This is a genomic window from Stenotrophomonas sp. 22692, assembly GCF_052045015.1.
Taxonomy (GTDB): Bacteria; Pseudomonadota; Gammaproteobacteria; order Xanthomonadales; family Xanthomonadaceae; genus Stenotrophomonas; species Stenotrophomonas geniculata.
Genome location: NZ_JBQEMR010000034.1, coordinates 16,618 through 42,114 on the forward strand (window position 1 = coordinate 16,618; position 25,497 = coordinate 42,114).

General features: G+C 67.5%; 23 protein-coding genes. 4 read left to right on the forward strand and 19 right to left on the reverse strand.

Annotated elements, in window-relative coordinates; translation table 11 throughout:
- Positions 1 to 73: 73 nt before the first annotated feature.
- Positions 74 to 616, reverse strand: a complete 543-nt coding sequence (locus tag ACTJJM_RS17320) for a DUF6630 family protein (RefSeq protein ID WP_010484126.1) — start codon at positions 614 to 616, stop codon at positions 74 to 76.
- Between the two features lie 90 nt (positions 617 to 706).
- Between ACTJJM_RS17320 and ACTJJM_RS17325 the strand changes: the two genes are divergently transcribed.
- Positions 707 to 955 carry a DUF3297 family protein gene (locus tag ACTJJM_RS17325; RefSeq protein ID WP_010484127.1) on the forward strand — a complete coding sequence of 83 codons (249 nt, stop codon included), beginning with the start codon at positions 707 to 709 and terminating at the stop codon, positions 953 to 955.
- 44 nt (positions 956 to 999) lie between these two features.
- Here the strand turns inward: ACTJJM_RS17325 and ACTJJM_RS17330 are convergent, their stop codons facing one another.
- The 3 genes from ACTJJM_RS17330 to ACTJJM_RS17340 all read right to left on the reverse strand — a co-directional run bounded on the left by ACTJJM_RS17330 (position 1,000) and on the right by ACTJJM_RS17340 (position 3,997).
- Positions 1,000 to 2,649, reverse strand: coding sequence for a Na+/H+ antiporter (locus tag ACTJJM_RS17330; RefSeq protein ID WP_010484128.1), 1,650 nt, complete (start codon positions 2,647 to 2,649; stop codon positions 1,000 to 1,002).
- A gap of 117 nt (positions 2,650 to 2,766) precedes the next feature.
- Positions 2,767 to 3,555: a dioxygenase family protein gene (locus ACTJJM_RS17335; protein ID WP_440865843.1), complete on the reverse strand. Its 789-nt coding sequence runs from the start codon at positions 3,553 to 3,555 to the stop codon at positions 2,767 to 2,769.
- A gap of 31 nt (positions 3,556 to 3,586) precedes the next feature.
- Positions 3,587 to 3,997: a DoxX family protein gene (locus tag ACTJJM_RS17340; RefSeq protein ID WP_049435172.1), complete on the reverse strand. Its 411-nt coding sequence runs from the start codon at positions 3,995 to 3,997 to the stop codon at positions 3,587 to 3,589.
- A gap of 96 nt (positions 3,998 to 4,093) precedes the next feature.
- Here ACTJJM_RS17340 and ACTJJM_RS17345 point away from each other — a divergent pair, with 96 nt between their 5' ends.
- Positions 4,094 to 4,975: a LysR family transcriptional regulator gene (locus ACTJJM_RS17345; protein ID WP_235652356.1), complete on the forward strand. Its 882-nt coding sequence runs from the start codon at positions 4,094 to 4,096 to the stop codon at positions 4,973 to 4,975.
- 91 nt (positions 4,976 to 5,066) lie between these two features.
- Here ACTJJM_RS17345 and ACTJJM_RS17350 read toward each other — a convergent pair whose 3' ends face one another.
- Complete coding sequence (locus tag ACTJJM_RS17350) at positions 5,067 to 8,129, reverse strand: bifunctional diguanylate cyclase/phosphodiesterase (protein WP_440865844.1); 3,063 nt, start codon at positions 8,127 to 8,129, stop codon at positions 5,067 to 5,069.
- A gap of 176 nt (positions 8,130 to 8,305) precedes the next feature.
- Here ACTJJM_RS17350 and ACTJJM_RS17355 point away from each other — a divergent pair, with 176 nt between their 5' ends.
- Positions 8,306 to 10,417, forward strand: coding sequence for a M13 family metallopeptidase (locus tag ACTJJM_RS17355; protein WP_019660903.1), 2,112 nt, complete (start codon positions 8,306 to 8,308; stop codon positions 10,415 to 10,417).
- A 108-nt stretch (positions 10,418 to 10,525) separates the two neighbouring features.
- Here the strand turns inward: ACTJJM_RS17355 and ACTJJM_RS17360 are convergent, their stop codons facing one another.
- The gene (locus ACTJJM_RS17360; protein WP_440865845.1) at positions 10,526 to 11,455 is read right to left on the reverse strand and encodes an oxygenase MpaB family protein; all 930 of its coding nucleotides are present in this window, start codon (positions 11,453 to 11,455) and stop codon (positions 10,526 to 10,528) included.
- A gap of 309 nt (positions 11,456 to 11,764) precedes the next feature.
- On the opposite strand from ACTJJM_RS17360, the gene ACTJJM_RS17365 reads away from it, so the two are divergent.
- Positions 11,765 to 12,379, forward strand: a complete 615-nt coding sequence (locus ACTJJM_RS17365) for a hypothetical protein (RefSeq protein WP_440865846.1) — start codon at positions 11,765 to 11,767, stop codon at positions 12,377 to 12,379.
- Positions 12,380 to 12,418: 39 nt separating this feature from the next.
- Here the strand turns inward: ACTJJM_RS17365 and ACTJJM_RS17370 are convergent, their stop codons facing one another.
- From ACTJJM_RS17370 to ACTJJM_RS17430, 13 genes are all read right to left on the reverse strand, one after another.
- On the reverse strand, positions 12,419 to 12,763 hold the full coding sequence (locus ACTJJM_RS17370; protein ID WP_043398917.1) for a hypothetical protein: 345 nt from the start codon (positions 12,761 to 12,763) through the stop codon (positions 12,419 to 12,421).
- 18 nt (positions 12,764 to 12,781) lie between these two features.
- Positions 12,782 to 13,552: a LytR/AlgR family response regulator transcription factor gene (locus ACTJJM_RS17375; RefSeq protein WP_010484137.1), complete on the reverse strand. Its 771-nt coding sequence runs from the start codon at positions 13,550 to 13,552 to the stop codon at positions 12,782 to 12,784.
- Complete coding sequence (locus ACTJJM_RS17380) at positions 13,542 to 14,801, reverse strand: sensor histidine kinase (RefSeq protein ID WP_440865847.1); 1,260 nt, start codon at positions 14,799 to 14,801, stop codon at positions 13,542 to 13,544. The genes ACTJJM_RS17375 and ACTJJM_RS17380 overlap by 11 nt, the downstream gene beginning before the upstream one ends.
- A gap of 176 nt (positions 14,802 to 14,977) precedes the next feature.
- Complete coding sequence (locus ACTJJM_RS17385; RefSeq protein ID WP_440865848.1) at positions 14,978 to 16,627, reverse strand: M28 family metallopeptidase; 1,650 nt, start codon at positions 16,625 to 16,627, stop codon at positions 14,978 to 14,980.
- 468 nt (positions 16,628 to 17,095) lie between these two features.
- A complete protein-coding gene (locus tag ACTJJM_RS17390; RefSeq protein WP_440865849.1) occupies positions 17,096 to 18,742 on the reverse strand; it encodes a CsgG/HfaB family protein in 1,647 nt (548 codons plus the stop codon).
- Positions 18,743 to 18,758: 16 nt separating this feature from the next.
- Complete coding sequence (locus tag ACTJJM_RS17395) at positions 18,759 to 19,436, reverse strand: hypothetical protein (RefSeq protein ID WP_010484141.1); 678 nt, start codon at positions 19,434 to 19,436, stop codon at positions 18,759 to 18,761.
- Between the two features lie 97 nt (positions 19,437 to 19,533).
- Positions 19,534 to 20,634: a hypothetical protein gene (locus ACTJJM_RS17400; protein ID WP_019660898.1), complete on the reverse strand. Its 1,101-nt coding sequence runs from the start codon at positions 20,632 to 20,634 to the stop codon at positions 19,534 to 19,536.
- Positions 20,625 to 21,821 (reverse strand): hypothetical protein, encoded by a 1,197-nt coding sequence (locus ACTJJM_RS17405; RefSeq protein ID WP_440865850.1) that lies wholly within the window; start codon positions 21,819 to 21,821, stop codon positions 20,625 to 20,627. The genes ACTJJM_RS17400 and ACTJJM_RS17405 overlap by 10 nt, the downstream gene beginning before the upstream one ends.
- 107 nt (positions 21,822 to 21,928) lie before the next feature.
- Positions 21,929 to 23,191: an RNA polymerase sigma factor gene (locus ACTJJM_RS17410; protein WP_010484144.1), complete on the reverse strand. Its 1,263-nt coding sequence runs from the start codon at positions 23,189 to 23,191 to the stop codon at positions 21,929 to 21,931.
- A gap of 45 nt (positions 23,192 to 23,236) precedes the next feature.
- Positions 23,237 to 23,593, reverse strand: a complete 357-nt coding sequence (locus ACTJJM_RS17415; protein WP_019660895.1) for a DUF1428 domain-containing protein — start codon at positions 23,591 to 23,593, stop codon at positions 23,237 to 23,239.
- A 24-nt stretch (positions 23,594 to 23,617) separates the two neighbouring features.
- Positions 23,618 to 24,028: a VOC family protein gene (locus ACTJJM_RS17420; protein WP_191863867.1), complete on the reverse strand. Its 411-nt coding sequence runs from the start codon at positions 24,026 to 24,028 to the stop codon at positions 23,618 to 23,620.
- A 40-nt stretch (positions 24,029 to 24,068) separates the two neighbouring features.
- On the reverse strand, positions 24,069 to 24,491 hold the full coding sequence (locus ACTJJM_RS17425; RefSeq protein ID WP_005407887.1) for a VOC family protein: 423 nt from the start codon (positions 24,489 to 24,491) through the stop codon (positions 24,069 to 24,071).
- Between the two features lie 66 nt (positions 24,492 to 24,557).
- Positions 24,558 to 24,971 (reverse strand): YciI family protein, encoded by a 414-nt coding sequence (locus ACTJJM_RS17430; RefSeq protein WP_043403334.1) that lies wholly within the window; start codon positions 24,969 to 24,971, stop codon positions 24,558 to 24,560.
- Positions 24,972 to 25,497 lie beyond the last annotated feature (526 nt).

The window sequence follows — 25,497 nt, forward strand, 5'->3', positions numbered from 1 at the left end:
GATGGGCCCTGCCTCTACCACGGTCTGGAGAAAAAGGCAGCGCCGAGCCCTGCCCGGCGGGTCGGATCATCGATCAGAACGGGTCGCTGCCCAGGCGGATTTCCACGTTCAGCAGCGAGCACAGCGCCAGCATCGCGTCGTCGTCGCGGGTCAATGCCATCACGCCGGTGAAACCGTCGCTGCCGGCATCCACGCTCCACAGCGTGTAGTTGTGCTCGCGCAGGCGGTCGAAGGCGGTGGACATCAGCTGCACGCCGTCCAGGTCTTCGGCGAAATCCTCGTCGTCCAGGTCGCCACCCCAGTCCAGCTGCAGGTTGAAGCGCGCCGACAGCTCGTTCACCGCCGACTGCAGCGAATCCAGATCATCACGTTCCACCTCGAAACCGGACTGCCAGGCAATGGCCGTGAACAGGGCCGGCAGCCAATCGCTGTCTGCCTCCAGCGGCTGCCCGTCCTCGGCCAAGTGCTCGCGCCAGCGGTTGAACTGCTGCAGGGCCAGCTCTTCGTCGCCCGGGTTGATCAGCACCAGCAGGTTCCAGACCCGGGCCTCGAAGCCGTCTTCGTCGAAGTCGTGGATGTCTTCCTCGAAGTCGAAATAGTCGCTGTTGTCGGGCATGGCGGAACTTCCTCTGGGGCAGGCCGGCATTCTACGGTTTATCCTGTGCCGCTGAAGCCGGCCTTGGTGGCCGTCACTGTGAATGAAGCGATGAGCGATACCCCTCCCGACCACCTGGCGATCAACCCGGCCAGCCCCTTCCATGATGCGCAGGCGCTGGAGCGGGGCGTCGGCGTGCGTTTCAACGACGTCGAGCGCGACAACGTCGAGGAATACTCGGTCAGCGAAGGCTGGATCCGCGTGCAGGCCGGCAAGGCCCGCGACCGCCGCGGCAACCCGATGACCATCAAGGTCAAGGGCAAGGTCGAGGCGTATTTCCTGGACACGAAGCCGGAGTAACCGGCTTTTGTAGAGTCGAGCCATGCTCGACTCTACATCCGGCGTCATTCGCGCTTGCGCGACTCCAGCAGGTCCAGGTTGCGGATCAGGCGCCGCGAGATCTCATCGGAAATCACCCCGCGCCGGGTCAACCGGAACAGCTCCTCGCGCTCGGCATTGAGGCCGGCGCTGCGCAGCTGGCGGTAGCCCATTTCCATGCGCCGCACCTTCTCCGGGTCCACGTCGGGCCCCTCGCTGTCGCGCTCCAGGTGGCGCTGGTACAGCAGGCTCACCCGCGACGCGGCGTCGTTGTACAGCTGCACGTTCTCGGTGTTCTGGTTCATCACCAGCTGCTGGCGCATGCGCTCGACCCCGGCCAGCGCCGCCTTCGACGACAGCCGGCGCGCCAGGTCCTCTTCCTTGCGTTCACCCGAATCGGCCGGCAGCTGCAGGCCCTTCAGCAGCTGCGGCAGCGCGATGCTGGCGCCGAGCAGCGAGAACAGGATCACCGAGGCGGCCAGGAAGATCACCAGGTCACGTGCCGGGAACGCACTGCCATCAGGCAGGAACAGCGGCAGGGTCAACACACCGGCCAGGGTGATCGCACCGCGCACACCGGCCACCGAGGTCGCCACCACGATGCGCCAGTTCGGTGCCTCGCCCCGCTCCAGGCCGCGACGGCGCGCGCGCAGCAGGTTCCAGCGCAGCGACAGCCACACCCACAACAGGCGCAGCACGACCAGCGCCAGATTGATCACCACCACATACACCAGCAGCCACCACGCACTCTGGTGGCCGGTCTCGTTCATGGTGGTGGTGGCGCGTTCGACGATGCCTGGCAGCTGCTCGCCCAGCAGCACGAACATGATGCCGTTGAAGCTGAACTGCAGCATGTTCCAGACCCCGGCACGCTGCACGCGCATGCTGCCGGAGACGCGGCCGGTCAGCTCGACATAGCTCATCGCGATACCTGCGGCGACCGCGGCGAGGATGCCGGAGGCGTGGATCTCTTCGGCCAGCAGGTAGGCCGCGAACGGAATGAGCAGGTTGACCAGCATCGCCGCGCCCGGCTCTTCGCCGAAGCGGCGCCACAGCCAGCGCTGGAAGGTCGACACACCAAGGGTGACCGCCACGCCCACCGCAAGGCCGGCCACGGCCACCCACACGAAGGTCAGCGAGGCCGTGGCCAGCGAGAACGTGCCGGTCATCACCGCAGCCACCGCGAACCGGAAGCAGACCAGGCCCGATGCATCGTTGAGCAGCGACTCGCCTTCCAGGATGTGCATCAAGCGCTTGGGAATCGGCGCCTTGGAGGCGATCGCACCCACTGCCACAGGATCGGTCGGCGACACGATCGCCGCCAGCGCGAAGCACACCGCCAGCGGCATCACCGGAATCAGCCAGTGGATCAGGAAGCCTGCGCCGATGACGGTGAACACCACCAGGCCGAACGCCAGCTCGAGGATCGCGCCCTTGTCGCGGAACAGGCCCTGCTTGGGAATGCGCCAGCCATCCAGGAACAGCAGCGGCGGCAGGAACAGCAGGAAGAACACTTCCGGCTCCAGCGCGTGGCCGCGGTTGAACACCCCGGCGATCACCGCGCCCAGGCCGATCTGCACCAGCGGCAGCGGCAACGAGAACGGGAGGACGCGAACCAGGTAGCCGCTGGCGACAACGGCCACCAGCATCGCCAGGACGACTTCAATGGTATGCATGCTTCTTCCAGGAAGCGGCGCGCGGGGAGGCTCGAAGGCCAGCGCCGGAAACCCGGAAAAAACTACCACATGCGGCCACGACCGCGATGGCCGGGGCCGCCGCGCGTCAGCCCCGGCTCATGCCCCGTCGAAGCGGTAGAGATCCATGGCGAGGAAGCCGGCATCGATGCCGGCGTCGATGCGGCGTGCACCGAAGCCGCCCTCGCCGGCCGCGCCCATCGCGAAGAACAGCGGCTGCAGGTGCTCGTCGGTCGGGTGCGCGCGCTCGGCGAACGGCGCCTGCCGGCGATAGTCGAACAGCGCCTGGCGGTCATCAGCGGCCAGGCGCTGCTCCACCCACTCGATGAAGGGGCGCACGTACGGCGCTTCCTTGCCGTCCTGGTAGTCGCCCCAGTCGTGCAGATTGTGGGTGATGCTGCCGGAGCCGACCAGCAGCACGCCCTGTTCGCGCAGCGGCGCCAGCGCGCGGCCCAGCGCGAACTGATGCTCGGGGCCGAGCAGCGGCTGGATCGACAGCGGCACCACGGGAATGTCGGCCTGCGGGCGCAGCAACCGCAGCGGCACCCACGCGCCATGGTCCAGGCCACGCTGCGGGTCGAGTGCCACCGGCAGGCCGGCAGCGGCGATGCGGCCGGCCACTTCTTCGGCCAGCGCCGGATCACCCGGCGCCGGGTACTGCAGTTCGAACAGCGCGCGCGGGAAGCCACCGAAGTCGTGGATGGTGGGCGGCTGCGGATGCGCGCCGACCAGCGGCTGCCGGCCCAGCCAGTGCGCCGAGGCCATCACGATGGCACGCGGCGTCGGCAGGTCGCGCGCCAGCTCGGCCAGGCGCACACCGACCTGGCCCGGATGCAGGGCAGTCATCGGCGAACCATGGGAGATGTACAGCGAAGGCAGGCGGGACATGGAATGCTCCAGTTGCAGGATCAGGCGGCGATCAGCGCGAACGCAGGGTCCACTTGCCATCGCCGACCAGGAACAGCACCACCAGCGCCAGTGCCCAGAACGCCGGGTATTCCCAGCCGCCGCCGGCATTGGCGAAACCGAAACCGTTGGCGCCGTGCACGGTGACGATGGTGCCCAGCAGCAGCGGTACGCCGACCAGGCCCACCCAGCGCGCATAGACGCCCAGCAGCAGCGCGACAGTGATCACCAGCTCGACGCCGATGGTGAGGTAGCCGAGCGCGCCGGGCAGGCCCAGCGACTCGAAGTACGCCGCCGTGCCGGCCGGGGTGAATACCAGCAGCTTGGTCAGCGCATGGGCCAGGAACAGCACGCCCAGTGCCAGGCGCAGCAGGGTGGCGCCATACGGCGCCAGCGGCGAAACAGGAGCGGTCGTGGTGTGCATGGCAAAGCACCTTGAAGGGAGTGGGCACAGGTTATTGCGCCTTCAAGGACTGATAAATACGATCGATTGACCGTATTTATTTCAAAAGGCGCAACAATGGATACCCTCGAGGCGATGCGCGTGTTCGTGGCGGTGGTCGAGCGCAATGGCTTCAGCGCCGCCGCCCAGGCTCTGGACATGTCCACTGCCGGCGTCACCCGCCAGGTCGCCGCGCTGGAGAAGCGCCTGTCCACCCGCCTGCTCCACCGCACCACGCGCCGGGTCAGCCCGACCAGTGCCGGCGCCGCCTACTACGCCCAGTGCGTGCGCCTGCTGGCCGAGTTCGACGCGCTGGAGGCCAGCATCGGTGCGCAGGCGCTGGAGCCCTCCGGCACGCTGCGCATCAACGCGCCGGTCAGCTGGGGCATCGCCCGCCTCGGCCCGTTGCTGGCCAGCTACCGCGAACGCTTCCCGCAGGTGGAACTGGACCTGGCCCTGTCCGACCGCCTCGTGGACATGGTCGAGGAAGGCTACGACGTGGCCATCCGCATCACCCGCGAGCCGGGCCCTACCCTGATCGCCCGCCGCCTGGGCGAATCGCGGGTGAGCCTGTGCGCCGCGCCGGCCTACCTGGCCGCACGCGGCACCCCGCAGACCCCGCAGGACCTGCAGGCACACGCGTGCCTGGGCTACAGCTACTGGGCCGCCGGCAACAACTGGCCGCTGCAGGGGCCCGGCGGTGAGGTGAAGGTGGCGGTGAACAGCCTGCTGCACGCCAACAACGGCGACGTGCTGCGCGAAGCCGCGATTGCTGGCATGGGCGTGATCCTGCAGCCGGATTTCCTGCTGGAAGACGCGCTGGCCGATGGTCGCCTGGTGCGCATCCTGCCAGAGTGGGAGGCCTCGCCGATCGGCATCTTCGCGGTCTACACCAGCCGCAGCCACCTGGCACCGAAGGTGCGCAGTTTCATCGATCATCTGGTGGAGACCGGGGTATAGCCGAGTCTGGCGTTTGCCGGCCAACGGTCGGCACTACCGTCATGTTTCGGTCTGGTAGTGCCGGCCGCTGGCCGGCAAATACGAGATCCGCTCAGGCAGCGACTTCGTCCAGCGCATCGATGATCCGTTCCAGCGGCGCCGGCCGCCCCAACAGATAGCCCTGCACCTGGTCACAGCCGTGCGCAGCCAGCCAGTCCAGCTGCCCCGGCGTTTCCACGCCCTCGGCGATGATGGTCAGGCCCATGCTGTGGCCCAGCGACAACAGCGCGCGGCAGATCGAGGCATTGCGTGGATTGGTTTCCACGTCGGCGACGAAGCTGCGGTCGATCTTCAGGATGTCCAGCGGCAGGTGCTGCAGGTAGGACATGCTGGAATAGCCGGTGCCGAAATCATCCAGCGACACACTGATGCCCTGCTCGTGCAGGCGCTGCATGGTCTGCATCGCCTGCGCCGGCTTGCGCATCAGGCTGCTCTCGGTCAGCTCCACGTGCAGGGCACCGCGGGCCAGGCCGAAGTCCTGCTGGGCACGGGTGAATTCGGCCACCAGGTCGCTGTTGAAGAACTGCACCGCCGATACATTGACCGCGATCGGCAGCTCGCCCCAACCGGCCTCGACCAGCCGGCGCTGCGCTTTCGCCGCCGCGCGGATCACCCAGCGGCCCAGCGCCAGGATCAGCCCGGTCTCCTCGCACAGCTGGATGAACTCGTTGGGCGGGATGAAGCTGCCGTCGGCCTGCGGCCAGCGCAGCAGCGCCTCCAAGGCGGCCGGGGTGCCATCGCTGGCATGCCGGATCGGCTGGAAATAGAGCTGGAATTCGTTGTCGATGGCGGCATGGATGCGCCCGGCCAGGCGCAGCCGGTCGGCCAGCCGTGTGGTCACCGCCGCATCGAACCAGACCACCACGTTGCCCTCGGCGCGTGCCGCGTGCGCGGCCTGCGCGGCCATGCCGATCACCTGCTCGGCACTGTGGCCGTCACCGGCAGTGTGCACGGCCACACCGATGCGCGGTTCGAACTGGTGCAGCGAATCCTTGCCACGCATCGGCGCCGACACGATCTGCAGCAGGTCGTCCAGCACGCGCGGGGTATCGTGCTCGGCCCCGATCGCGAACACGAAGTCTTCCGCCGGCTGGAATGCCAGCGTGCCGCAACGCGCGCCCAGTCCACCGAGCCGGGTCGCCATCGACTGCAGCACCGCATCGCCGATCTCACGGCCCAGCGTATCGGCCACCAGCTGCAGGCCACGCAACTGCACGAAGGCGATGGTGTAACTCTGTTCCTGCTCATCCAGCTGTTCGGTCAGGGCGCGCACGTTGAGCAGGCCAGTGGCCGGGTTGTGCCGTGCCCGATAGGCCAGGTCACGCTCGTAGGCCAGCCGTTCGCTGACATCCTCGGCCAGCACGAGGCACGCCGGCTGTCCGTCGAAATCGAGTTTGGACAGGTGTGCGCGCACCTCGAACACGCTGCCATCCTTGCGCCGGTGCAGGCGCACGGTCGCGTCCGGAGGATCGCCCACCTGTGCGCGCTGGATGGCACCACGCACTTCGTCCCAGCCTTCGCGCGGGCGGATGTCGAGGATGCTCATCGCCAGGAACTCGTCGCGGCTGTAGCCGTACTGGCGCACCGCAGCGTCGTTGACCTCGATGAAGCGCAGCGTATCCGGGTCGAACACCCAGAACGGTGCAGGATTGCGGTCGAACAGCAGCCGGAAGCGCCGTTCCACTTCGCTCATCTGCTCGCGCGCCTGATAGCGTTCGCTCAGGTCGGTCAGCGCGCCGATCATGCGCCGCTCGCTGTCGGCCACTTCCACCCGCTGCCCACGTGCGCCCACCCAGCGCACCTCGCCCCCGGGCAATACCAGGCGGAACACCTGGTCGAGCACGGCGCCGCCGGCGAATGCCTGGTCAAAGGCATGCTGCAGGCGCGCGGCATCGTCGCGGTGCACGCGTGCGAAGAAATCGGCCACCGGCAGCGCATCGGTCTGCACGCCAAAGATCTCGCGCGCCAGCGGCGACCAGCGCAGCAATGCGGCGTCCTCATCCACGTACCAGGTACAGACACGACCGACCTGGTGCGCAAGACGCAGCTCGGCGTGGCCTGTTTTCAGCTCCTCGGCCATCGCCTGCTGGCTGCGGGTGCTGCGCCGCACGGCGTACAGCAGCACCAGCAACACCGCGATGTAAGCCAGTACGATCGCCACCGACGCCTGCAGGTACGGCCACCACGGCGCCAGTACGTCTTCGTCGGCCAGGCCGACCTGCACCGCCAGCGGGCTGTGTTCCAGCGTGCTGATGGTCATGATGCGCGGTACGCCGTCGACCACACCCGGCACGCTGCCCAGCTCGACCACCGCCTGCGTGCCGAGCAGGTCACGGCGCGGCAGGCCGTAGCGGCGGCCCACCGTGCCGTGCGGATCAGGCACGCGGGCCAGCATGTAACCCTCGGCATCGCTGATCGAGACCAGTCCGTTGGGGCCGACATCGAGGCCGCCGACGATGCGTTGCAGTTCGCCACAGCGCAGCCGTGCCAGCAGCCAGCGTTCGCCGGCCATCGGCAGCGCCAGCGGCACCACCCAGCCGCCATCGCTGGCCCGCTGCGGCGGGCCGATGTACAGGGCGCTGCCCTGGCCACGACGCTGCGGGTCGGTCCACAGCGGCAGCTGCAGGTCGCCCTCGCCGGCCGTCAACGGTCGGCCATGGCGGTCGAGCACGGCGATGCTGTGCAGTTCGGCATGCCGGCCCAGCACCCCGCCGATGGAGGCATCCATCAAGGCCGGCGCCTGCGCCGGCACGCTGCGGAACAGCTCGGCGGCGTCGGCGGCGATGCCGGACATGGCCCGCTCCAGGTTGCGCAGCTCCAGCGCCAGCAGGCGCTCGCTGCCCACCGCCAGCGCGCGGCTCTGGCGCTGCGCCGCTTCCAGGCGGCGGTGGTAGTCATTGACCAGCATGAGGGTCAGCCCGGTGACCAGCAGCACGCCCAGCAGCACTCCGCCCCAGGTAATGGCGCGCAGCGGCCGGGCCAACGCGCGTTTCAGCGCGGGCATCGGCGGGTGTTCCTTGTGCAGTCGGCTGGCTTCATGCGCGAACGAATCCTCCACGTCCCCGACCTCAACGGCCGGTGGACGCCATTCTTGACGCCTGACCCGCCCCCGCATGGCCACCTCCCCGTGTCCGCGCAGGGTTCCAGGGTCCAGCATGCACCACGTCGCTCACGGCGTGAAGGTCGGTTCCACGTGTTCAGCCAGATCCTGCACAGCACAGGACGCAGCACAGGGCCGCCAGGCGGGCCGGCGCAGATTAGACTTGGCGTTTTCCGCCGCAAGAGAAGTCCATGTCCAAGCTGCGCCGTCCCACCCTGGCGCTGGCCATCGTTGCCAGCCTGTCCCTGGCCGCCTGTGACCGCCCGGCCGAGCCGGCCGCCACGGCCACCGCGCCGGCCGATGCCACCCCCGCTGCGGCCAAGCCGATGCTGGGCAGCTTCGGCTTCGATGCCAGCGGTATGGACCGTAGCATTGCCGCCGGCGATGACTTCTTTGGCTTCGCCAACGGCACCTGGGTCAAGAACACCGAGATTCCGGCCGACCGGTCGCGCTTCGGCAGCTTCAACGTCATTGCCGAGAAGACCCTGGCCGACACCCGCGCCATTCTCGAAGGGGCCGCCGGCAACACCCAGGCCAGCGGTGACGACAAGCTGATCGGCGATTACTACGCCGCTTACATGGACGAGGCCGGCATCGAGCAGCGCGGCGTTGCACCCGTGGAACCGCAGCTGAAGGCGATCGATGCCATCACCGACAAGGCCGGCCTGGCACGTGCCCTGGGCGGCGATGTGCGCGCCGACGTCGACCTGCTCAATGCGACCAACTTCTACACCGACCGCCTGTTCGGCCTGTGGGTGTCGGTGGACCTGCTGCAGCCCGACCGCAATGCGCCGTACCTGGTGCAGGGCGGCCTGGGCATGCCCGACCGCGATTTCTACCTGGGCGGCGGCCGCATGGCCGAACTGCGCAAGCAGTACCAGGCCTACATCGCACAGATGCTGCAGCTGGCCGGCGTCGCCGATCCGGCCGGCAAGGCACAACGCATTCTCGCGCTGGAGACGAAGATCGCGCAGGCACATGCCACCCAGGAAGAAACCAATGATGTGACCAAGGGTGCCAATCCCTGGACCCAGGCCGACTTCAATGCCAAGGCGCCCGGCATGGACTGGAACGCCTTCCTCGACGCGGCCGCGCTGGGCAAGCAGCAGGACTTCATCGTCTGGCAGCCCAAGGCCGTGGCCGGCCTGTCCAGGCTGGTCGCCACCGAGCCACTGGAGGTGTGGAAGGACTACCTGGCCTTCCACGCGCTGGACCGTGCCGCCGCCTACCTGCCGAAGAAATTCGCCGATGCCCGCTTCGCCTTCCACGGCACCGCGCTGAGCGGCACCCCGCAGCAGAGCGATCGCTGGAAGCGCGCGGTGGACGACGCCAACCACGCAGTGGGCGAAGCGATCGGCAAGCGTTACGTCGAAAAGCACTTCGACGCGAAGACCAAGGAACGCGCGGACGAGATGGCCAAGAACATCATTGCCGCCTTCGCCAAGCGCATCGACGCGCTGGCGTGGATGTCGCCGCAGACCAAGGCGAGCGCCAAGGCGAAGGTGGCCGGCCTGACCGTGGGCATGGGCTATCCGGAAAAGTGGCGCGACTACACCGGCCTGGAGATCCGCCGTGATGACGCGCTGGGCAATGCACAGCGCGCCGAGCTGTTCGAGTACCAGCGCAACATCGCCAAGCTGGGCAAGCCGGTCGACCACGGCGAGTGGGCGATGCTGCCGCAGACCATCAACGCGATGAATGTGCCGCTGGAAAACCGCCTGGTGTTCCCGGCCGCGATCCTGCAGCCGCCGTTCTTCGACGGCGCCGCCGACGACGCGGTGAACTATGGTGCGATCGGCGCCGTGATCGGCCACGAGATCAGCCACGGTTTCGACAACGCGGGCGCACTGTTCGATGAAACCGGCAAGCTGCACAACTGGTGGACCGCCGAGGACCTGAAGCAGTTCAACGCCGCCGGCGATGCGCTGGCCGCGCAGTTCAGCAGCTACGAGCCGTTCCCGGGCGTGCATGTGAACGGCAAGCTGACCCTGGGCGAGAACATCGCCGACGTGGCCGGCCTGGGTACCGCCTACGACGCCTACCAGCTGTCGCTGCAGGGCAAGCCGGGCCAGACCCTGGAGGGCTTCACCCCGGACCAGCGCTTCTTCCTCGGCTTCGCCCAGGCGTGGCGCAGCAAGAGCCGCGAACAGGCGCTGCGCAACTCGCTGCTGACCGATGTGCATGCACCGGGCCAGTTCCGCGCACTGACCGTGCGCAACATCGACGCCTGGTACCCGGCGTTCGAGGTGAAGGAAGGCCAGAAGCTGTACTTGGCGCCGGACAAGCGGGTCAAGGTGTGGTGATGTAACCGGAACGGGCGCCGCAAGGCGCCCGTTTCACTTGCGGGTAGCTGCCAACCTTGGTTGGCGCTTCCGCGGCACCGCGAAAAGCGTGCCAACCAAGGTTGGCACCTACCAGGCAACCACGGGCCACTCGCGCAGGATCTCCACCGGCGCGCCCATGCGTGCACAGGCGCGGCTGGCGAGGCCGTCGGGCAGCGCACGGCGGAACAGCGGCGCCATACCCTGCATCAGCTTCGCAGACGCCGCAGCCTGGGCGCGCTGACGGCCACTGCGTTCCAGCATGCCCTCGGCCCAGTCCGGCAGCAGCGCCGCGCCCGCACCGAGGAACACCTCGCGCGACAGCCCCGGCACCGGTACCGGCAGGCGCACGCCGGACAGCACCTCCAGCACCTCGCGCGAGCGCTCATCCACACGCAGCTCCGGCTGACGTGCACAGAAGTACGCCGCCACTTCCGCTTCGCTGCGCGGCACATCCACCGCGCCCAGTGCCTCGGCCACGCAACGGTACTCGTCGTAATAGCGATCGGCGATGTGCGCCGGCACCTCGCGCCCGTAGCGTCGGAACCCCTGCAGGAAACCGAAGGCTTCGGTCACGTGCACCCAGGTCAGCAACTGCGGATCGTCGGCGGCGTAGGGCTCGCCCTGCGCGGTCTGGCCGCGGATCTGCGCATGGATGCGGCGCACCCTGGCCACCAGCGCCTCCACCTCGCCGCTGGGCGCATAGCTGGTGCCGGCAACGAAGGCCGTGGTGCGGCGCAGCCGACCCACCAGGTCCTGGCGGAAATTGGAGTGGTCATAGACCCCGGCCAGCGCGCGCGGGTGCAGGGTCTGCAGCATCAGCGCGCAGAGGCCACCGGCCAGCATCGAGGGGAACTCGGCGTGCAGCCGCCAGGTGACGCTGTCCGGGCCGAACCAGCCCGGATCGCCCTGCGGATGGTCGTAGTCGATACCACTCTGGCCGCGCGGGAAGGCGTCCAGTACCCAGCGTCGGATCGGCGCCGTGACGGGGCGGGAGAGTCGCTGCAGCAAAGCCGGCATCACAGGTCCAGGAGAGGCGGAAGAACAGTCGCGTCTTGCGCGGTTGGCTCCGATTCTCGGCGATCACGCCTCCGGCGGCGAGCCTCCCCGCTCAGCGACGGTTTCATGTGCGGTCGCAGCACGTTTCACCCTGCGACATCCTGTCGCAGGCCGTGACTGCGATGCTGCATCGCATCAATTTTCACTCCCACCGGTCAAACCCTTGCGCCGCTTGGCATTGCCCCCATTGCACGGCTCGCTGGAAGTGCTAGAACTGGATCCGCCACACCGTCCAATGCTGATCGACGCACGTTCCACAAGGAGCCAGCCATGATTGCCTTGTTCAAGGGTTTGGCAATTCTGCTTCGCGACAACGAGCTCTACAGCAGCCCGTTCGACAAACAGGTGGCGCACTGGCGCAACCTCAGCGAGCAGCAGATCCGCGATGAAGTGGCTGTGCTGGCCCAAGCCAAGTGCCAGTGGCTGATCGCCTCGATCGTCGGCTGGCAGGCGGCCTCGCTGCTGATCCTGGGCCTGATCGCCAACTACCTGTGGCGCGACGACTTCCATATCACCTTCACCCGCGTGGTGATCGTGTTCGGCTCGTGGGTGTCGATCCTGTTCGTGATCTGGTTCATGGCCAACATGTTCGATCAGCAGGCCGGCTTCGAGCGCTGGATGAAGGCGTTCAACAGCCGCGCCCGCATCAGCTCCAAAGCCGACAGCGTCGAGCACGTGGCCGAGGCGCTTGACCTGGCCGAGCACTATCCGGAAGTGCTGGACTACAAGCAGGCGGTCACCGCCAAACGCGAGCTGCGCCACGAGGACATCCGCATCATGACCGAGATCGGGCGCATGAAGCAGCACTCCGAACTGGTCGGCCGCCTGAACCATGTGGGCGAGAACGAGCACCACCACGACCTGACACTGCAGCCTGCCTACTGACCCTTCAGGGAAGCGGGGGGACCCACACTGCCACCGTGATCACTCACGGTGGCAGTGTTCTATCGGGTCCTGGCTGACGCACTGGTGGAAGCCGCTGGGCAGGTCACGCATCGCCTCGGTCTTCCCCACCGCCACGGCAAACCGGCGCAATGGTGGCGTCGCACACGCGGCGTCGGTACTGCACGCTGGGTCCAGCACCAGGTAGTGGCATTGGCCACTACTGCTGGCGATGCACTGGAACCGTGCCTCGCCGTCGACCACGCTGCCCTTGCTGTAAAGCGTGTCCACGCCGTTGGCACGGGTGCGGGTGATCGAGGTATTGCTGGATTTCTCACAGCCGGCCAACGACAACGCAGCGATGCAGGCAAACAGGAACAGGCGCATGGTGCCTCCAGGGTGCGGCTACATGCCGCGGAACAGGCTCATGAAAGGTTGGCTGACCACCAGCGTCTCCGTGCGCCCACGCAGGCGCAGCACGCCGCGCCCGGTATCGTCGCGGCTGACCGCCGCCACCGCCTTCATGTTGACGATGGTCGAGCGATGGATCTGGCGGAAATGCTGCGGGTCGAGCACTTCCAGCAGTTCGCGCAGCGGCGTGCGCAACAGGCTCTCGCCGGCAGCGGTCACCACGGTGGTGTACTTGTTGTCGGCACGGAAGTAGGCCACGTCTTCCAGCATGATCAGCTGCGTCTCGCGGCCGTTGCTGGCGGTGATCCAGGCCAATGGCGGGCGCTCTGCCGCACCCTGCGATGGCCCCAGGCGCCGCAGCAGGCGCTCGAGTACGGCATCGTCCTGGCGCGTTGATGGCAGCCGCGACAGGATGCGTTCGCGGGTGGCCAGCAGGCGCTCGTCGCTGACCGGTTTCAGCAGGTAATCCATCGCGCCCTGCTCGAACGCGTCGATGGCGTACTGGTCGTAGGCGGTCACGAACACCACCTGGGTGCGCGGGCTCAGCTCGGACAGCGAACGGGCTACTTCAATGCCACTGATGCCGGGCATGCGAATGTCGAGGAAGGCGATGTCCGGCTGCTTCTCGGCCAGCTGCTCCAGTGCACTGGCGCCATCCTCGCACTCGGCCACCAGCTTCAGGTCCGGCCACAACCGGCCCAGCTGCTCGACCAGCGACTGCCGCAGCAGTTCCTCGTCTTCGGCAATGAGCGCCTCAAGCGGCATGGCTGCGCTCCTTGTTCGACTGCGGCAGGGTCATGGTTGCGGCCACGCCGCTGGGGAAGTTGGCGACGATCGCCACGCCGGCCTGCTCACCGCAGGTCAGGCGCAGGCGCTCGCGCAGGTTCTTCAGGCCGATGCCGGTACCGCTGGTGCCCTGGCCGAAGCCGAGGCCATCGTCGGCCACCGTCACCGTCACATGGTCATCGAAGCCACGCGCCAGGATCCAGATCGTGCCACCGCCGGGCTTGGGTTCCAGGCCATGCTTGATCGCGTTCTCCACCAGCGTCTGCAGCGCCATCGCCGGCAGCTGCACGCCGTGCAGCTCGTTCGGCACCTGCACCTCCACTCCCAGCCGTGCACCCATGCGGATACGCAGGATCTCCAGGTAGGCACGGGTGCGCTCCAGCTCTACGCCCAGCGTGGACAGCGATTCGTCCACCTGTGGCAACGAGCTGCGCAGGTACTGGATCAGGTGGCCCAGCATCTGGTCGGCACGTGCCGGGTCGGTGCGGGTCAGCACCTGCGCGTTGGCCAGCGTGTTGTAGAGGAAGTGCGGTTCCACCTGCGCATGCAGCAGGTTCAACCGGGCCACCGACAGTTCCTTTTCCACCTGGGTCTGCTCGGCCGCGGCCTGCTCGTCGCGGCGCTGGTCGGCCACGCGGCGGCTGATCGCGCGGGTGACCGCTTCGGCATTCTCGAAATTGCTGCCCTCATCCAGTGCCAGCAGGTCGGCCCACCAGCCGGCATCCGGTTCAAACAGCAGGGTGACGGTACTGGTGCCCTGCCCCGGCGTGACCGTCGCCAGCACGCTGTTGCGCTTGATCGCCAGCCGTGCCGGCAGGTTCCAGCGCGACGGCTGGCGGCCGTTCCAGGCATCCACGCGGCGCACGTAGGCCCGTACCTGCAGGCTGCCGGCCGAACTTTCCACGTCTTCAACGCGCGGCAGTTCGGCGATGGCCGCTTCCACCGCCGAGAATGCCTGGCCAGCATCCATCGGCAGTTCCACCTGGCGGCGCTGGCGGCCGGAGAGCGTGGTCGAATCCAGCCGGCCGGCGACCAGCCAGACGCGGCGTACATGGGTAATCGCGCTGCCCAGCGCGGAAATCATCAGGAACATCGCCAGCAGGCCGAAGATCCAGCCCGGGCCATCGTTCATGCCACTGAAGATGCCGCTCCAGACCATGCCGGCGACGAACAGCGCCGCAGCCCAGGCCAGCAGGTGACGAAGCAGGAGAGAGAGGCTGGCGAACACGGCGGCGCCTTGGAGGAAGGGGGTGAGCCGAGCATAGGGCGGCCCGCCGGGCAAACAAGCGGGCTGCGACGAAGGGGGGAAAAGCGGGGATGGAAGCCGTTACGGAAACGCCGGGCATGGCCCGGCGTTTCCCCGGAGGGGCAATGCCGGCCAGCGGCCAGCACTACCGAACGCCATTATTTGCGCTGATCGGCGCTGGCGTCACGCACGGCGCGGAACGACTCGTCCCTGCTCCAGTTCGGCCAGCTGCGCGAATTGGCCAGCTGGTTGCCCAGCGTGTACAGCACTTCCAGGTCGCGGGCGGCACCGGCGAACACCCAGTCCGGTTGCCATTCGTCGCCCTGCTGGTGGTAACGCTTGGCGGTGTAGTCCTCGGAGGCCTTCTTGCCCGCGGCCACGCCGCCATCCACCCAGTCCTGGCCGGCCGACCAGGACAGCGCCGGCACGCCACGCTTGGCGAACGGGAAGTGATCGGAGCGGAAGAACAGGCCGGCTTCCGGCTTCGGGTCCGGCGTGTAGCGGATGTCCCAGCCCTTGGCCACGTCCTTCAGCTGGTCCAGCAGCTCGAAGCGCGCGGCGCCGTAGATGCCGAAATCACGCGACGGCCCGAACGGTGCCATGCCATCCATGTTGATCACCGCCACGGTCTTTTCCAGCGGGTACAGCGGATGGGTGGCGTAGTACTCCGAACCCAGCAGGCCCTTTTCCTCGGCGGTGACCGCCAGGAACAGCACCGAGCGCTCGGGGCGCTTGGCCTTGGCGAAGCCGCGCGCCAGTTCGATCAGCGATGCGGTGCCACTGGCGTTGTCCAGTGCGCCATTGAAGATCCGGTCGCCACGCGCGTCCGGCTCGCCCACGCCGATGTGGTCCCAGTGCGCGCTGTAGACGATGGTCTCGTCCGGGTGGCGGCTGCCTCCCAGGCGCGCGGCCACGTTGTGCGAGGTGATCACTTCGGTCTTCACCGCGTACTTCGCGTCCAGGCTGGCGCCGGTGAGCGGCACCGGGGTGAAGTCGCGCTGCTGCGCCTTCTTCTTCAGCGCTTCGAAGTCCTGCCCGGCAGAGCGGAACAGCTCCACGGCCAGGTCGCGCTGGATCCAGCCTTCCAGCAGCGGGTGGCTGTCGGCCGGGTTGTCACGCACCACGTCGAACATGGTGTTGGTGTTGGAGCCGGCCACGGTGGCCCAGCCGTACGACGCCGGTGCGGTCTCGTGCACGATCAGCACGCCCAGCGCGCCCTGGCGGGCACCTTCTTCGTACTTGTAGGTCCAACGGCCGTAGTAGGTCATGCCCTTGCCGTCGAAGTCGCCCTGGCCGGTCTCGAAGTCCGGGTCGTTGATCAGCACGACGGCGATCTTGCCCTTCAGGTCCACGCCCTTGAAGTCGTCCCAGTTGCGCTCCGGGGCCTTCACGCCGTAGCCGAGGAACACCAGCGGCGCCTTGCTGATATCGACGTTGCTGGCGCCGTTCATGGCGGCGCGCACGGCGATCTGCTTGCCCTGCTCCAGCGCAACGGTCTTGCCGCCCTGGTGCAGCGCCAGCTGCGGTGCGCCGACGATGTCGCCCTTGCGCAGCGGCACGGCCTGGGTCCACAGGCGCTTGCCATCCTTGAGGTCACCGCCCGGCTGCAGGCCGGCATCGGCGAACTGCTTGCTGAGGAAGGCGATGGTCTTCTCTTCGCCGGCGGTGGCCGGGGAGCGGCCTTCGTAGGCGTCGGAGGCCAGTTCCTTGACGTCGGCGGAGATCCGCGCGCCGTCGAATTTCGGGGTGGCGGCCATCAGTGCGCTCGACACTGACAGGGCCAGCACGCCCAGTGCTACTCGCTTCATTGCTCTCTCCAGCAGGGAAATCTCTCTGGAGTGTAATGGGATTCGGCAGGGCTGCGCCCTGCACCTGCCGAAGCCAGGGCAGCAGCAACAGCTGGAGCAACAGCAACAGCAGAAGCAGGCATTCGGTGGGATGGCGGGGTGGGTCCGGTTGCGGGGGACGCCGTAAACCCCCAGACCGGCCCAGCCGCTGGCGGCTGTGCGTTCAGGCGCTTGCGAAGCAGTGCTTCGCAAGCAAAGCGCCCTCACCCTTGGGGGCTTGGCCGCGGCATCCATGCCGCGGACACCCCCGCAACCGGACCCACCCCGCCTTCGACACATTTCTGCTGCTGTTGGTGGGCGTCAACCTTGGTCGACACGCCGCTGTTGGTAGGTGTCGACCTTGGTCGACACGCTCGGAAACACGAAGGGGTCAGATCCCTTTCCCGTCGGGAAAGGGCTCTGACCCCATCTGTGTGTTGCTTGAGCCTGTTACCAGTTCGGGTCTTCGGCCGGGGCCGCCGCGGCCTTGGGCTTCGGCTTGGCGGCCGGGCGTGCGGCAGCTGCGGGAGCGGCCGAGGCGGTCGCGCCTGCGGCGGCCGTTGCCGGCTTGCTGCCCAGTTTCTGGCGCAGTTCGATCTGGCCCGGGCGGAAGCCGCCGCGCATCGCGTCGACGCCGTCTTCGATGGTGCCGTAGGACGTCTGTGCAGCCACGCGATCGATGCGGATGGTGCAGCACGGGTGTTCGCTGCGGCCCAGCGAGCGGCCGGTCTGCGGGTCCTTCAGTTCTTCGCCCAGGCGCACGGCCTGCCAGCGCTGGCCAGCCTGCAGCGTTTCGCCGCCCTGGCTCAGTACCACCTGGTCGCCGTCCACCGAGACCACCGACACCGGAAACAGCGTGGTGACGATGGTGGTGCCGATCTGGCCGGACAGCGACTCCATCATCGCCGCCGCCATGTTGCGACCGTTGACCACGCGCGGCAGGGTGCTGGGGCCGGTCGAGGCCAGCTGGTGGTCGAAGCTGTCGGACATCACCACCTGGCCGGTGGTGGCGTTGATCAGGCGCAGGGTGATGCGCCCGCCACCGGAGTACGAGGTCACCTGGCGGTCGGACATGCGCAGGTTGCGCACGCTGCGCGGGTACTCGAAACGCTCGATGGTCGGGATCAGGATCAGGTCGGTCGCCAGCTGCTGGCCCACGCGTGCGGTGTCCTGCAGGCGCACGTTGCCGCTGTTGATGTGGTCGATCTCGGCCTGCAGCTCGTCACCAAACTCGCGGTCCAGCACGATGAAGCGCTGGGTCTGGGTCAGCGTGTCGGACAGGCGTGCGCGGATCGCGTCGGCCACTTCGTCCGCGTCCACGCGGCCGTCGCCCACGGCGTAGCTGCCGGCCTTGGTGCGCGGCAGTGCAACCACGATCTTCGGCTTGCCCTGCTCGTCCGGTGCACGGTACTGGGCGATCTGTGCGCGCACGCGCACCTTCCAGTAGCTGCGCATGCTGCGATGGGTCACATCGGAATCGTAGGAGCTGGCGCCACGCTTGGCATCAACACTCACCTTCTCGTCGTAGCTTTGCTTGACACTGGCCGAGGCCGAACCGCCCTTGGCCGAGGCTTCGCCGGACGCACTGGCCGACGCCGAGCCCTTGAAGCTCCAGCCTTCGTCGCTGGCGCGCACACGGGCGATCGTCTCCTCGTCCAGCTGCCGCACTTCGTCCTGCGACAGGATTTCATAGCCCAGCACCGCGCCCTGCGAGCCGGCGATCATCTGCTGGGTGAACGCGTCGGCGCGGATATCGCCGACGTGTTCGTCATCCACATCCACATGCAGGCCTGCACGCAGGCCCTGCATCTGGCTGGCCACGCGTACGCCGTTGACCTGCGCCACCGCCGACTGCAATGCCGCCAGCACCGCCAGTTCCGGGGTGCTGCCGATGCCGTCGGCTTCGCGCGCGACCTGGGTGGTGCCGCCGAAATCCGGCGTGCCACGCAGGGGCGCTGCTTCCACGGGCGCATTGCTGGCCAGTGCACTGGTTGCCTTGTCCTTGGCGGGCGCGGCGGCCGGGGTGTCCTGCTTGCCACAGGCTGCAAGCAGCGTGGCAGCCAGGCCCAGGCCGATCAAACGGTAGGTCATACGCATGGAGATTCGCCTCGGATCAGAGCTTGTCGAGCATCGAATCGGCGTTGGACGGCACCTTCACCTTGCTCTTCTTGGCGAAGGTCACGGCCGACTTGGTCGAGCCGTACAGGCCCTGGATGAAGCCCGGCGATTCCTTGGCCACCCATGCACCTGCCGCCAGCTTGCGGCCGACGGTGGCCAGCTGGGTCGCGCCCAGGTTCTTCATGCCGGCGGTGAAGTTGCTGGCTTCGCCGCCCAGCTTCTGTGCTTCGGCCGCCGAGGACAGCAGCGAGACCAGGCCTTCGGCGTAGTGCTGCTTGGATTCAGCGTTCAGTTCCGGCTGTGCGGCCTGGCGCTCGTTGATCGCCGCCTGCGCCGCTTCGCTGACCGACACCGACTTCTTCATCGCATCGACGCTGACCGAACCCGACGACAGCGCCTGGCGCTCGGCTTCCAGCAGCTGCACCTGCTCGGCCAGGCCGAAGGCGCGGGCGAACGAGGTCTGGGCCTGCAGCGAGTGCGACTGCGAGGTAACGAAACGACGCACCAGCGCTTCCTGCGCGGCTTCGTCCGGAGCGGCGGCGCTGGAGGCGCTGCTGCTGGAGGTGCCGGTGGCGGCACCGGCCAGGTCCTTCAGCTTGCCCAGGCCAGCGTGGGCCGGCATCGACAGGGTGGCGGCAGCGATGGCCACGACAAGAGCGGTATTGCGGATCATATGAGTGTCCTTTGGGAGAGACGGCCGCGAAGCGGCACGTGGGAATCGGTAATCCAGGGTGATGCCGAGCGGGCTCGGCACCCACCGGGGTGGCGGATCAGCGGACCGCCTTGACGTTCAGTTCGTTGATCATCTGCTGGGCAGCCTTTTCAGCCGCCAGCTGCAGCGCATTGGTACGGGCGACGGTTTCGTTCGGACCGGTACCGGAGAACTGCACCGGGCCCACCGACGACACGGTGCGCGGGAAACGACCGGTCACGTCCAGCACCTTGCCGGTGACCGTGACGAACACGCGGGTGTTGCCGCTGGCCGGATCGCGGTCGCGCATGCCGACGTCGAGGGTGCCGACGGCGATGTACGGAATGTTGGCCGCACGAATGCCGTTGGCGGTATCACGCAGGGTGGCCGGGGCCAGGTCGTTGCCGGTGCTGAAGTCCTTGCGGATGCGCTCGATGCTGAGCAGGCCGCGCGACTCGCCTTCCACGTATTCGGCTTCGACCACTTCGTAGCCGGCGGCGCTGAAGGCACCGGTCATCGCGGTGTTCACTTCGGCCGCGTTGGCCACCTTCCAGCTGATGTTGTCGCTGCGCTGGGTGGTGCTGCCACCGCTGGTGACCGACATCGAACCGTTCTGGTTGATGCTGCCGTTGGTGCTGACCGAGTTGCCGCGGAAGCTGTCGCCCTCGCGGGTGTTCTCGTTGTAGCTGCTGCTGGCGTCGACGCGGCGGTATTCCTTGTCCTGGAACGACTGCACGGTGTCCTGCGAGCGCGCCATGAACAGGAAGGTCAGCAGCGAGCGCTGGGCGGCGGTGGCACCGGCCACGGCCGAACCTGCATCCAGCTTGGTCTGCAGCAGGGTGGTGTTGATCTCGGCGCGGACGGTGACGGTGTAGGTCTTGGCCTTCTTGTCTTCGGTGTCCGACAGCTGCACGGCACTGAGCACGTAGCGGTCGATCTCGCCGATGAACTCGGCGCGGCGCGCTTCGAACAGGCGCAGCTTGGCCGCACCGGTTTCGGCAATGTACGCCTCCAGTGCATTGACCTTGGCCTTGTTCAGGGCCTGGGCACGGGTGTCGGCACTCAGGCGCAGGCCGTAGCTGGCCGAACCAGTACCGCGCGAACTGGCGGTCTGCGCAGCGACCGGCGAGGCCACCACCAGGGCGATGAGGATGAGCAGGATGGTACGCATCAATGACATGACTTGATCAACTCCTGGAGGGCTTGGGTCTGCTGCTGCAACGGGCGGCCGCCCGGCTTCTGTTCGTCCAGCCAGCCGCGCGAATCGGCGCGCTTGGCGGCGGCGCCGGCGAAGGCATCGAGGCCCGCCAGCAGGGTTTCGTAGCTGGCCGACCACTGGTCGACCTGCCACTGCGTGACCGGCACCACCTTGGTGGCCCCCTTGCGCAGCGGCTGTTCGAAATAGACCTTGCCGGAGAACGGCTCGGTCACCTTGGCGGTGAAGAACGCGCCGAACAGCATCGTCTTCATCGCCGGGGTTTCTTCGATCACGCCGTTCTTCAACGCATCGACCTGCAGGTTGATGACGTAGTCCGGCTCGGGAATCTTCAGCTGGTAGACCTTGCCGTCGGCAAAGCGCGCCGCCATCGCACCACCGATCGCCTGGCCCGAGGCCGGCGGCAGCAGGCCGACGCCGGTATTGGACGACAGCGTCTTGGACAGTTCGTGGGCCAGCGTGGCGCGCAGCGGGGCGTCCCACTTCGGGTCGGGCAGCTTGGCGCGGACCGCGTCGGACAGGGTTACGCCACCGACCTGCAGGCGACGCACGGCGGCATCGGGCAGCTTGGCCTGGGCGAGGCTGGCGGCCAGCACCTGCGACAGGCTGGTATCGGCACTGCCGTACAGGAGATCGGCAACGATCGCGTCGATATCGTCGTTGTCCGGCCGGTAATCCTGCACGTCGATGCGCTGCAGGGTCAGCGGATAGGACGCGATCACCTGGCGCTCGCGGAAGTCGAAGAACAGCGCCTGCAGCGCCACTTCCACCAGCACCTTGTACTGGTCACCGATCGGCTCGACCGAGACCAGTTCGCGGTCCAGTGCCGCGGCCAGCACGGTCGCGCTGGTCGTGCCGTCGAGCATCGCCACCGGCTGGTCAATCAGCTGCAGGTGGGCCGGGGCGCGGCGCTTGAGCGACTGTGCCAGCGCCTGGTTCAACGGAATCAGGCCGCGCTGTTCCAGCACCGCATGCGCATGCGGCGTGGTCGCCTGCACGGCGGCGGCATCAGCGGTGTAGGCAAAACCGGCCCAATAGGCCTGCTGTGATTTGTCTGCCGCCTGCACGGCCATCGGCCATACGGCCAGGCACAGGGCACAGGCAAGCAGGCGCGCAAAAGCGCGCGATGCGCTCTTCGTCCTTGAATACATCCAACCGCTCCTCGGTCAATACGCATGGAAAGTGGACGCTGACGCGTCCGCTGGGCGCGAAACATAACGGCTCGCGGGGCTGCCGACAAGTGCTGCCTTCGTCGGGGTCACTCCGCGGGAGGCAGACCAGCCCGTTGCCGCAGCAGGCCGCGCTCTGCCTGGTTCTGGCTGAGTCTGGCGGCTTCCGCAAAAGCGTGACGTGCGTCCAAGTCGCGTCCCAACGCCTGTAGTAGTTCCCCGTGCACCACCTGCAGCGGCGCGTACTCGCGCAGTCGCGCGTCCACCAGCAACGGCTGCAGCTGCGCCCAGGCCGCGAAGGCACCGTCGCTGCGCAGTATCGCCACCACGCGGTTCAATGCGACAACTGGCGAGGGCTGCACCTGCAACAGCTGCGTATAGAGCGTTGCGATGCGCGGCCAGTCGGTATCTTCGGGACGCCGCGCCGCCGCATGGCACGCTGCGATGCGCGCCTGCAGCACATAGGGATCGTCGCCGCCACCGGCGGCCAGCGCGCGCGCCAGCACCTGCTGCCCGCGTTCAATCTGCAGCCAGTCCCAGCGCGCGCGGTTCTGTTGGTCCAGCAGCACCGGCACGCCCTGTGCATCGGTCCGTGCTGCGGCACGCGAGGCCTGCAGCTCCATCAGCGCCAGCAGGCCCAGCACCGGCGGCACCGGCAGCCGGTGCGCCAGAATGCGCGCGAGTCGCAGTGCCTCGTCGCACAGCGCCGGACGCATCCAGTCGTCACCGGCACTGGCCGCATAGCCTTCGTTGAAGACCAGGTAGATCGCCTCCAGCACTGAAGCCAGCCGCTCGGGCATCGCCTCCGCGCGCGGCACTTCATAGGGCACCTGCTTCTGCGCCAGGGTGCGTTTGGCGCGCACGATGCGTTGGGCGATGGTCGGCTCGGGCTGCAGGAAGGCGCGGGCGATCTCGGTCGTGGTCAGGCCACCGAGCAGGCGCAGGGTCAGTGCCACCCGCGCATCGGCCGGCAACACCGGGTGGCAGGCCACGAACATCAGGCGCAGCAGGTCGTCCCCCAGGTCATCCTCCAGCGCCTGGCTGTCATCCGGCGCTGGCAGGGGTGCCGGATGCAGTTCCTCACCCCATTGCGCATGCTGCTGCGCCACGCGCTGGTGCTGGCGCAGCACATCGATGGCACGGTTGCGCGCGGTGGTCATCAGCCAGGCTCCGGGATTGTCCGGGATGCCCTGCTCCGGCCAGCGCTCCAGCGCGGCCAGCCAGGTGTCCTGGGCCAGCTCCTCGGCGCGGCCGACATCGCCCCCGAGCAGCCGCGCCAGGCGCGCGATCAACACCGGCGACTCCATCCGCCAGAGGGTTTCCAGACGCTGCGTCAGTGCGGGATCGAGCATGCGCCGATCACAGCACGCACGCCCGGCCCGCACAAGCGCCATGGCTCACGCTTCGACGATGGGCTTGAAGCCGCCCCAGAACATGCGCTTGGTATCGAACGGCATGTCCTTCGGGCCCAGCGACGCCAGCCGCGGGTCGGCCATCACCCTGGCGTTGATGCGGTCGCGTGCCGCACGCGAGCGGAACACCACGAAGGCGACGATCACCGTTTCACCGGGCCTGGCTTTCACCGCGCGCGGGAATGACGTGCTTTTGCCCGGTTCCACGTCGTCGGCCACGCACTCCATGTACTGCAGCGCGCCATGGTCCTTCCACACCGCGCCGGCCTTGCGGGCAAGGCGGCGGTAGGCCGCCACCTTGTCCTGCGGGCACGGCAGCACGTAAGCATCCACGTAAGCCATGGGGGTTCTCCCTTGCGGCGGCCGTCAGCCCGGCTCGCCGTCCATGTGTGCGATTTCCCAGAGATGGCCATCCAGGTCCTGGAAGGCACGCTGGTACATGAAGCCCAGGTCGCGCGCCGGCTGCGGCTCGCTGGCGCCGGCGGCCAGTGCCTTGTCCACCAGCACATCAACGGCCTCGCGACTGGGCGCCGAGAGCGCATTGATCACTTCCGTGTGTGTGTGCGCATCGGCAATCGGCTTGTTGGTGAACTGCTGGAAAAAAGGTTGGGTCAGCAGCATCACGTAGATGCTCTCGCTGATGACCATGCCAGCCGCATCGTCATTGGTATAGGTTGGATTGAAGCTGTAGCCCAGCGCGGTGAAGAACGCCTTGGACTTCTCCAGATCCTGCACGGGCAGGTTGACGAAGATCATCTGCGGTTGTGGTGCACTCATTGGTAACGCTCCTTGTGGATGAAGAGGAAAGAGGGAGGGATCAGGGCTGCTTCATGCAATTGACCATCCACGGCTTGCCGTAGCGATCAATCAGCATGCCCCAGCGGTGCGCCCAGAACGTTTCGGCGATCGGCATCTGCACCTGGCCACCTTCGGCCAGCGCAGCGAACACGCGTTCGGCTTCTTCGATGCTGTCGACGTCGACATTGATGGTGGTCGAGCCGCCCTCGCCACCGCCGGGACCGTCGGCCGCCATCACGATGGCGCTGCCGATTTCCAGCTGGCTGTGCGCAACGTGGTCGAGGGTTTCCGGCGGCATCTCGTTGCAGCCTGGCGAGCCATCGGAGGGCGGCATGTCGCGGTATTTCATTTCCGACGTGACCTGGCCACCGAGTGCCTTGGCGTAGAACGCCATCGCCTCATGGGCCTGGCCGCTGAAGCCGAGGAAGGGAATCAGTTTCATGGCAATACTCCGTTGTGGGGTTCAGGCAGTAGTGCCGGGTCCTGCCCGGCAGGGAGATGAATCGGGTCAACCTTCCAGCTGTGCACGCAGACGCTGTTCCTGCTGCTGTAAGTCGGGGGTGAAGGCTTCACCGAAGTCTTCGGCGGTGATCAGCGGGCGCAGTTCCAGCGTGCCGCCACTGCCGAACGGCGCGCGGCTGGCCCACTCGACAGCTTCCTCCAGCGACCGCACGTCCCACAGCCAGAAGCCGGCGATCTGTTCGCTGGCGGGACCGAACGGACCGGCCTCGACCCTGGGTGCGCCACTGCCGAAGTGAATGCGGCGACCGCGCTGGGTGGCGTGCAGGCCTTCACCGGCCAGCATGATGCCGGCGGCCACCAGTTGTTCGTTGAAGGCGCCCATTTCGGACAGTTCCTGTTCGCTGGGCATGCGGCCGGCTTCGGAGTCGGCGTTGGCCTTCACGATCACCATCACTTTCATTGCAGTCTCCCGTGGGGACGCGTGGTGCGTGCCCTTCACTGGGTACAACGAACCAGGGGGCTGGGAATCGACACGTCTGTTGGAAATTTTTTCTTCCGTGGAAGGCGCGCCTTCGGCGGGAGTCGGCGAACGGCGGAGCCCCTCCGTGGTGGGTTGGGTTGGTCGCTGAAAGCTGGCTTCCTGCGGATGGGCCGGGCGGGTGGGGCTGGCGGGGACGCCGTGAACCCGTCCTTGGGGGCTTAGCCGCGGCATCCATGCCGCGGATACCCCGCCACCCCCACCCGCCCGGCCCCAGACAGATTCCGGTTTCCGATCCACCACGGGAAGATCAAGAAAAAAGGCAGAGGCAAAAGCAAAAGCAACAGCAACAGCAACGGCGGTTGGCTGGCGAGCTCGGCTTTGCGAGCGAAGCGACCCGCTTTTGCTCTTGTTTGTGATCTTTCGTGGTGGACGTCGCAGGAACCTGTCCAGGGCCGGGGGGGGGGGGGGGGGGGGGGGGGGGGGGGGGGGGGGGGGGGGGGGGGGG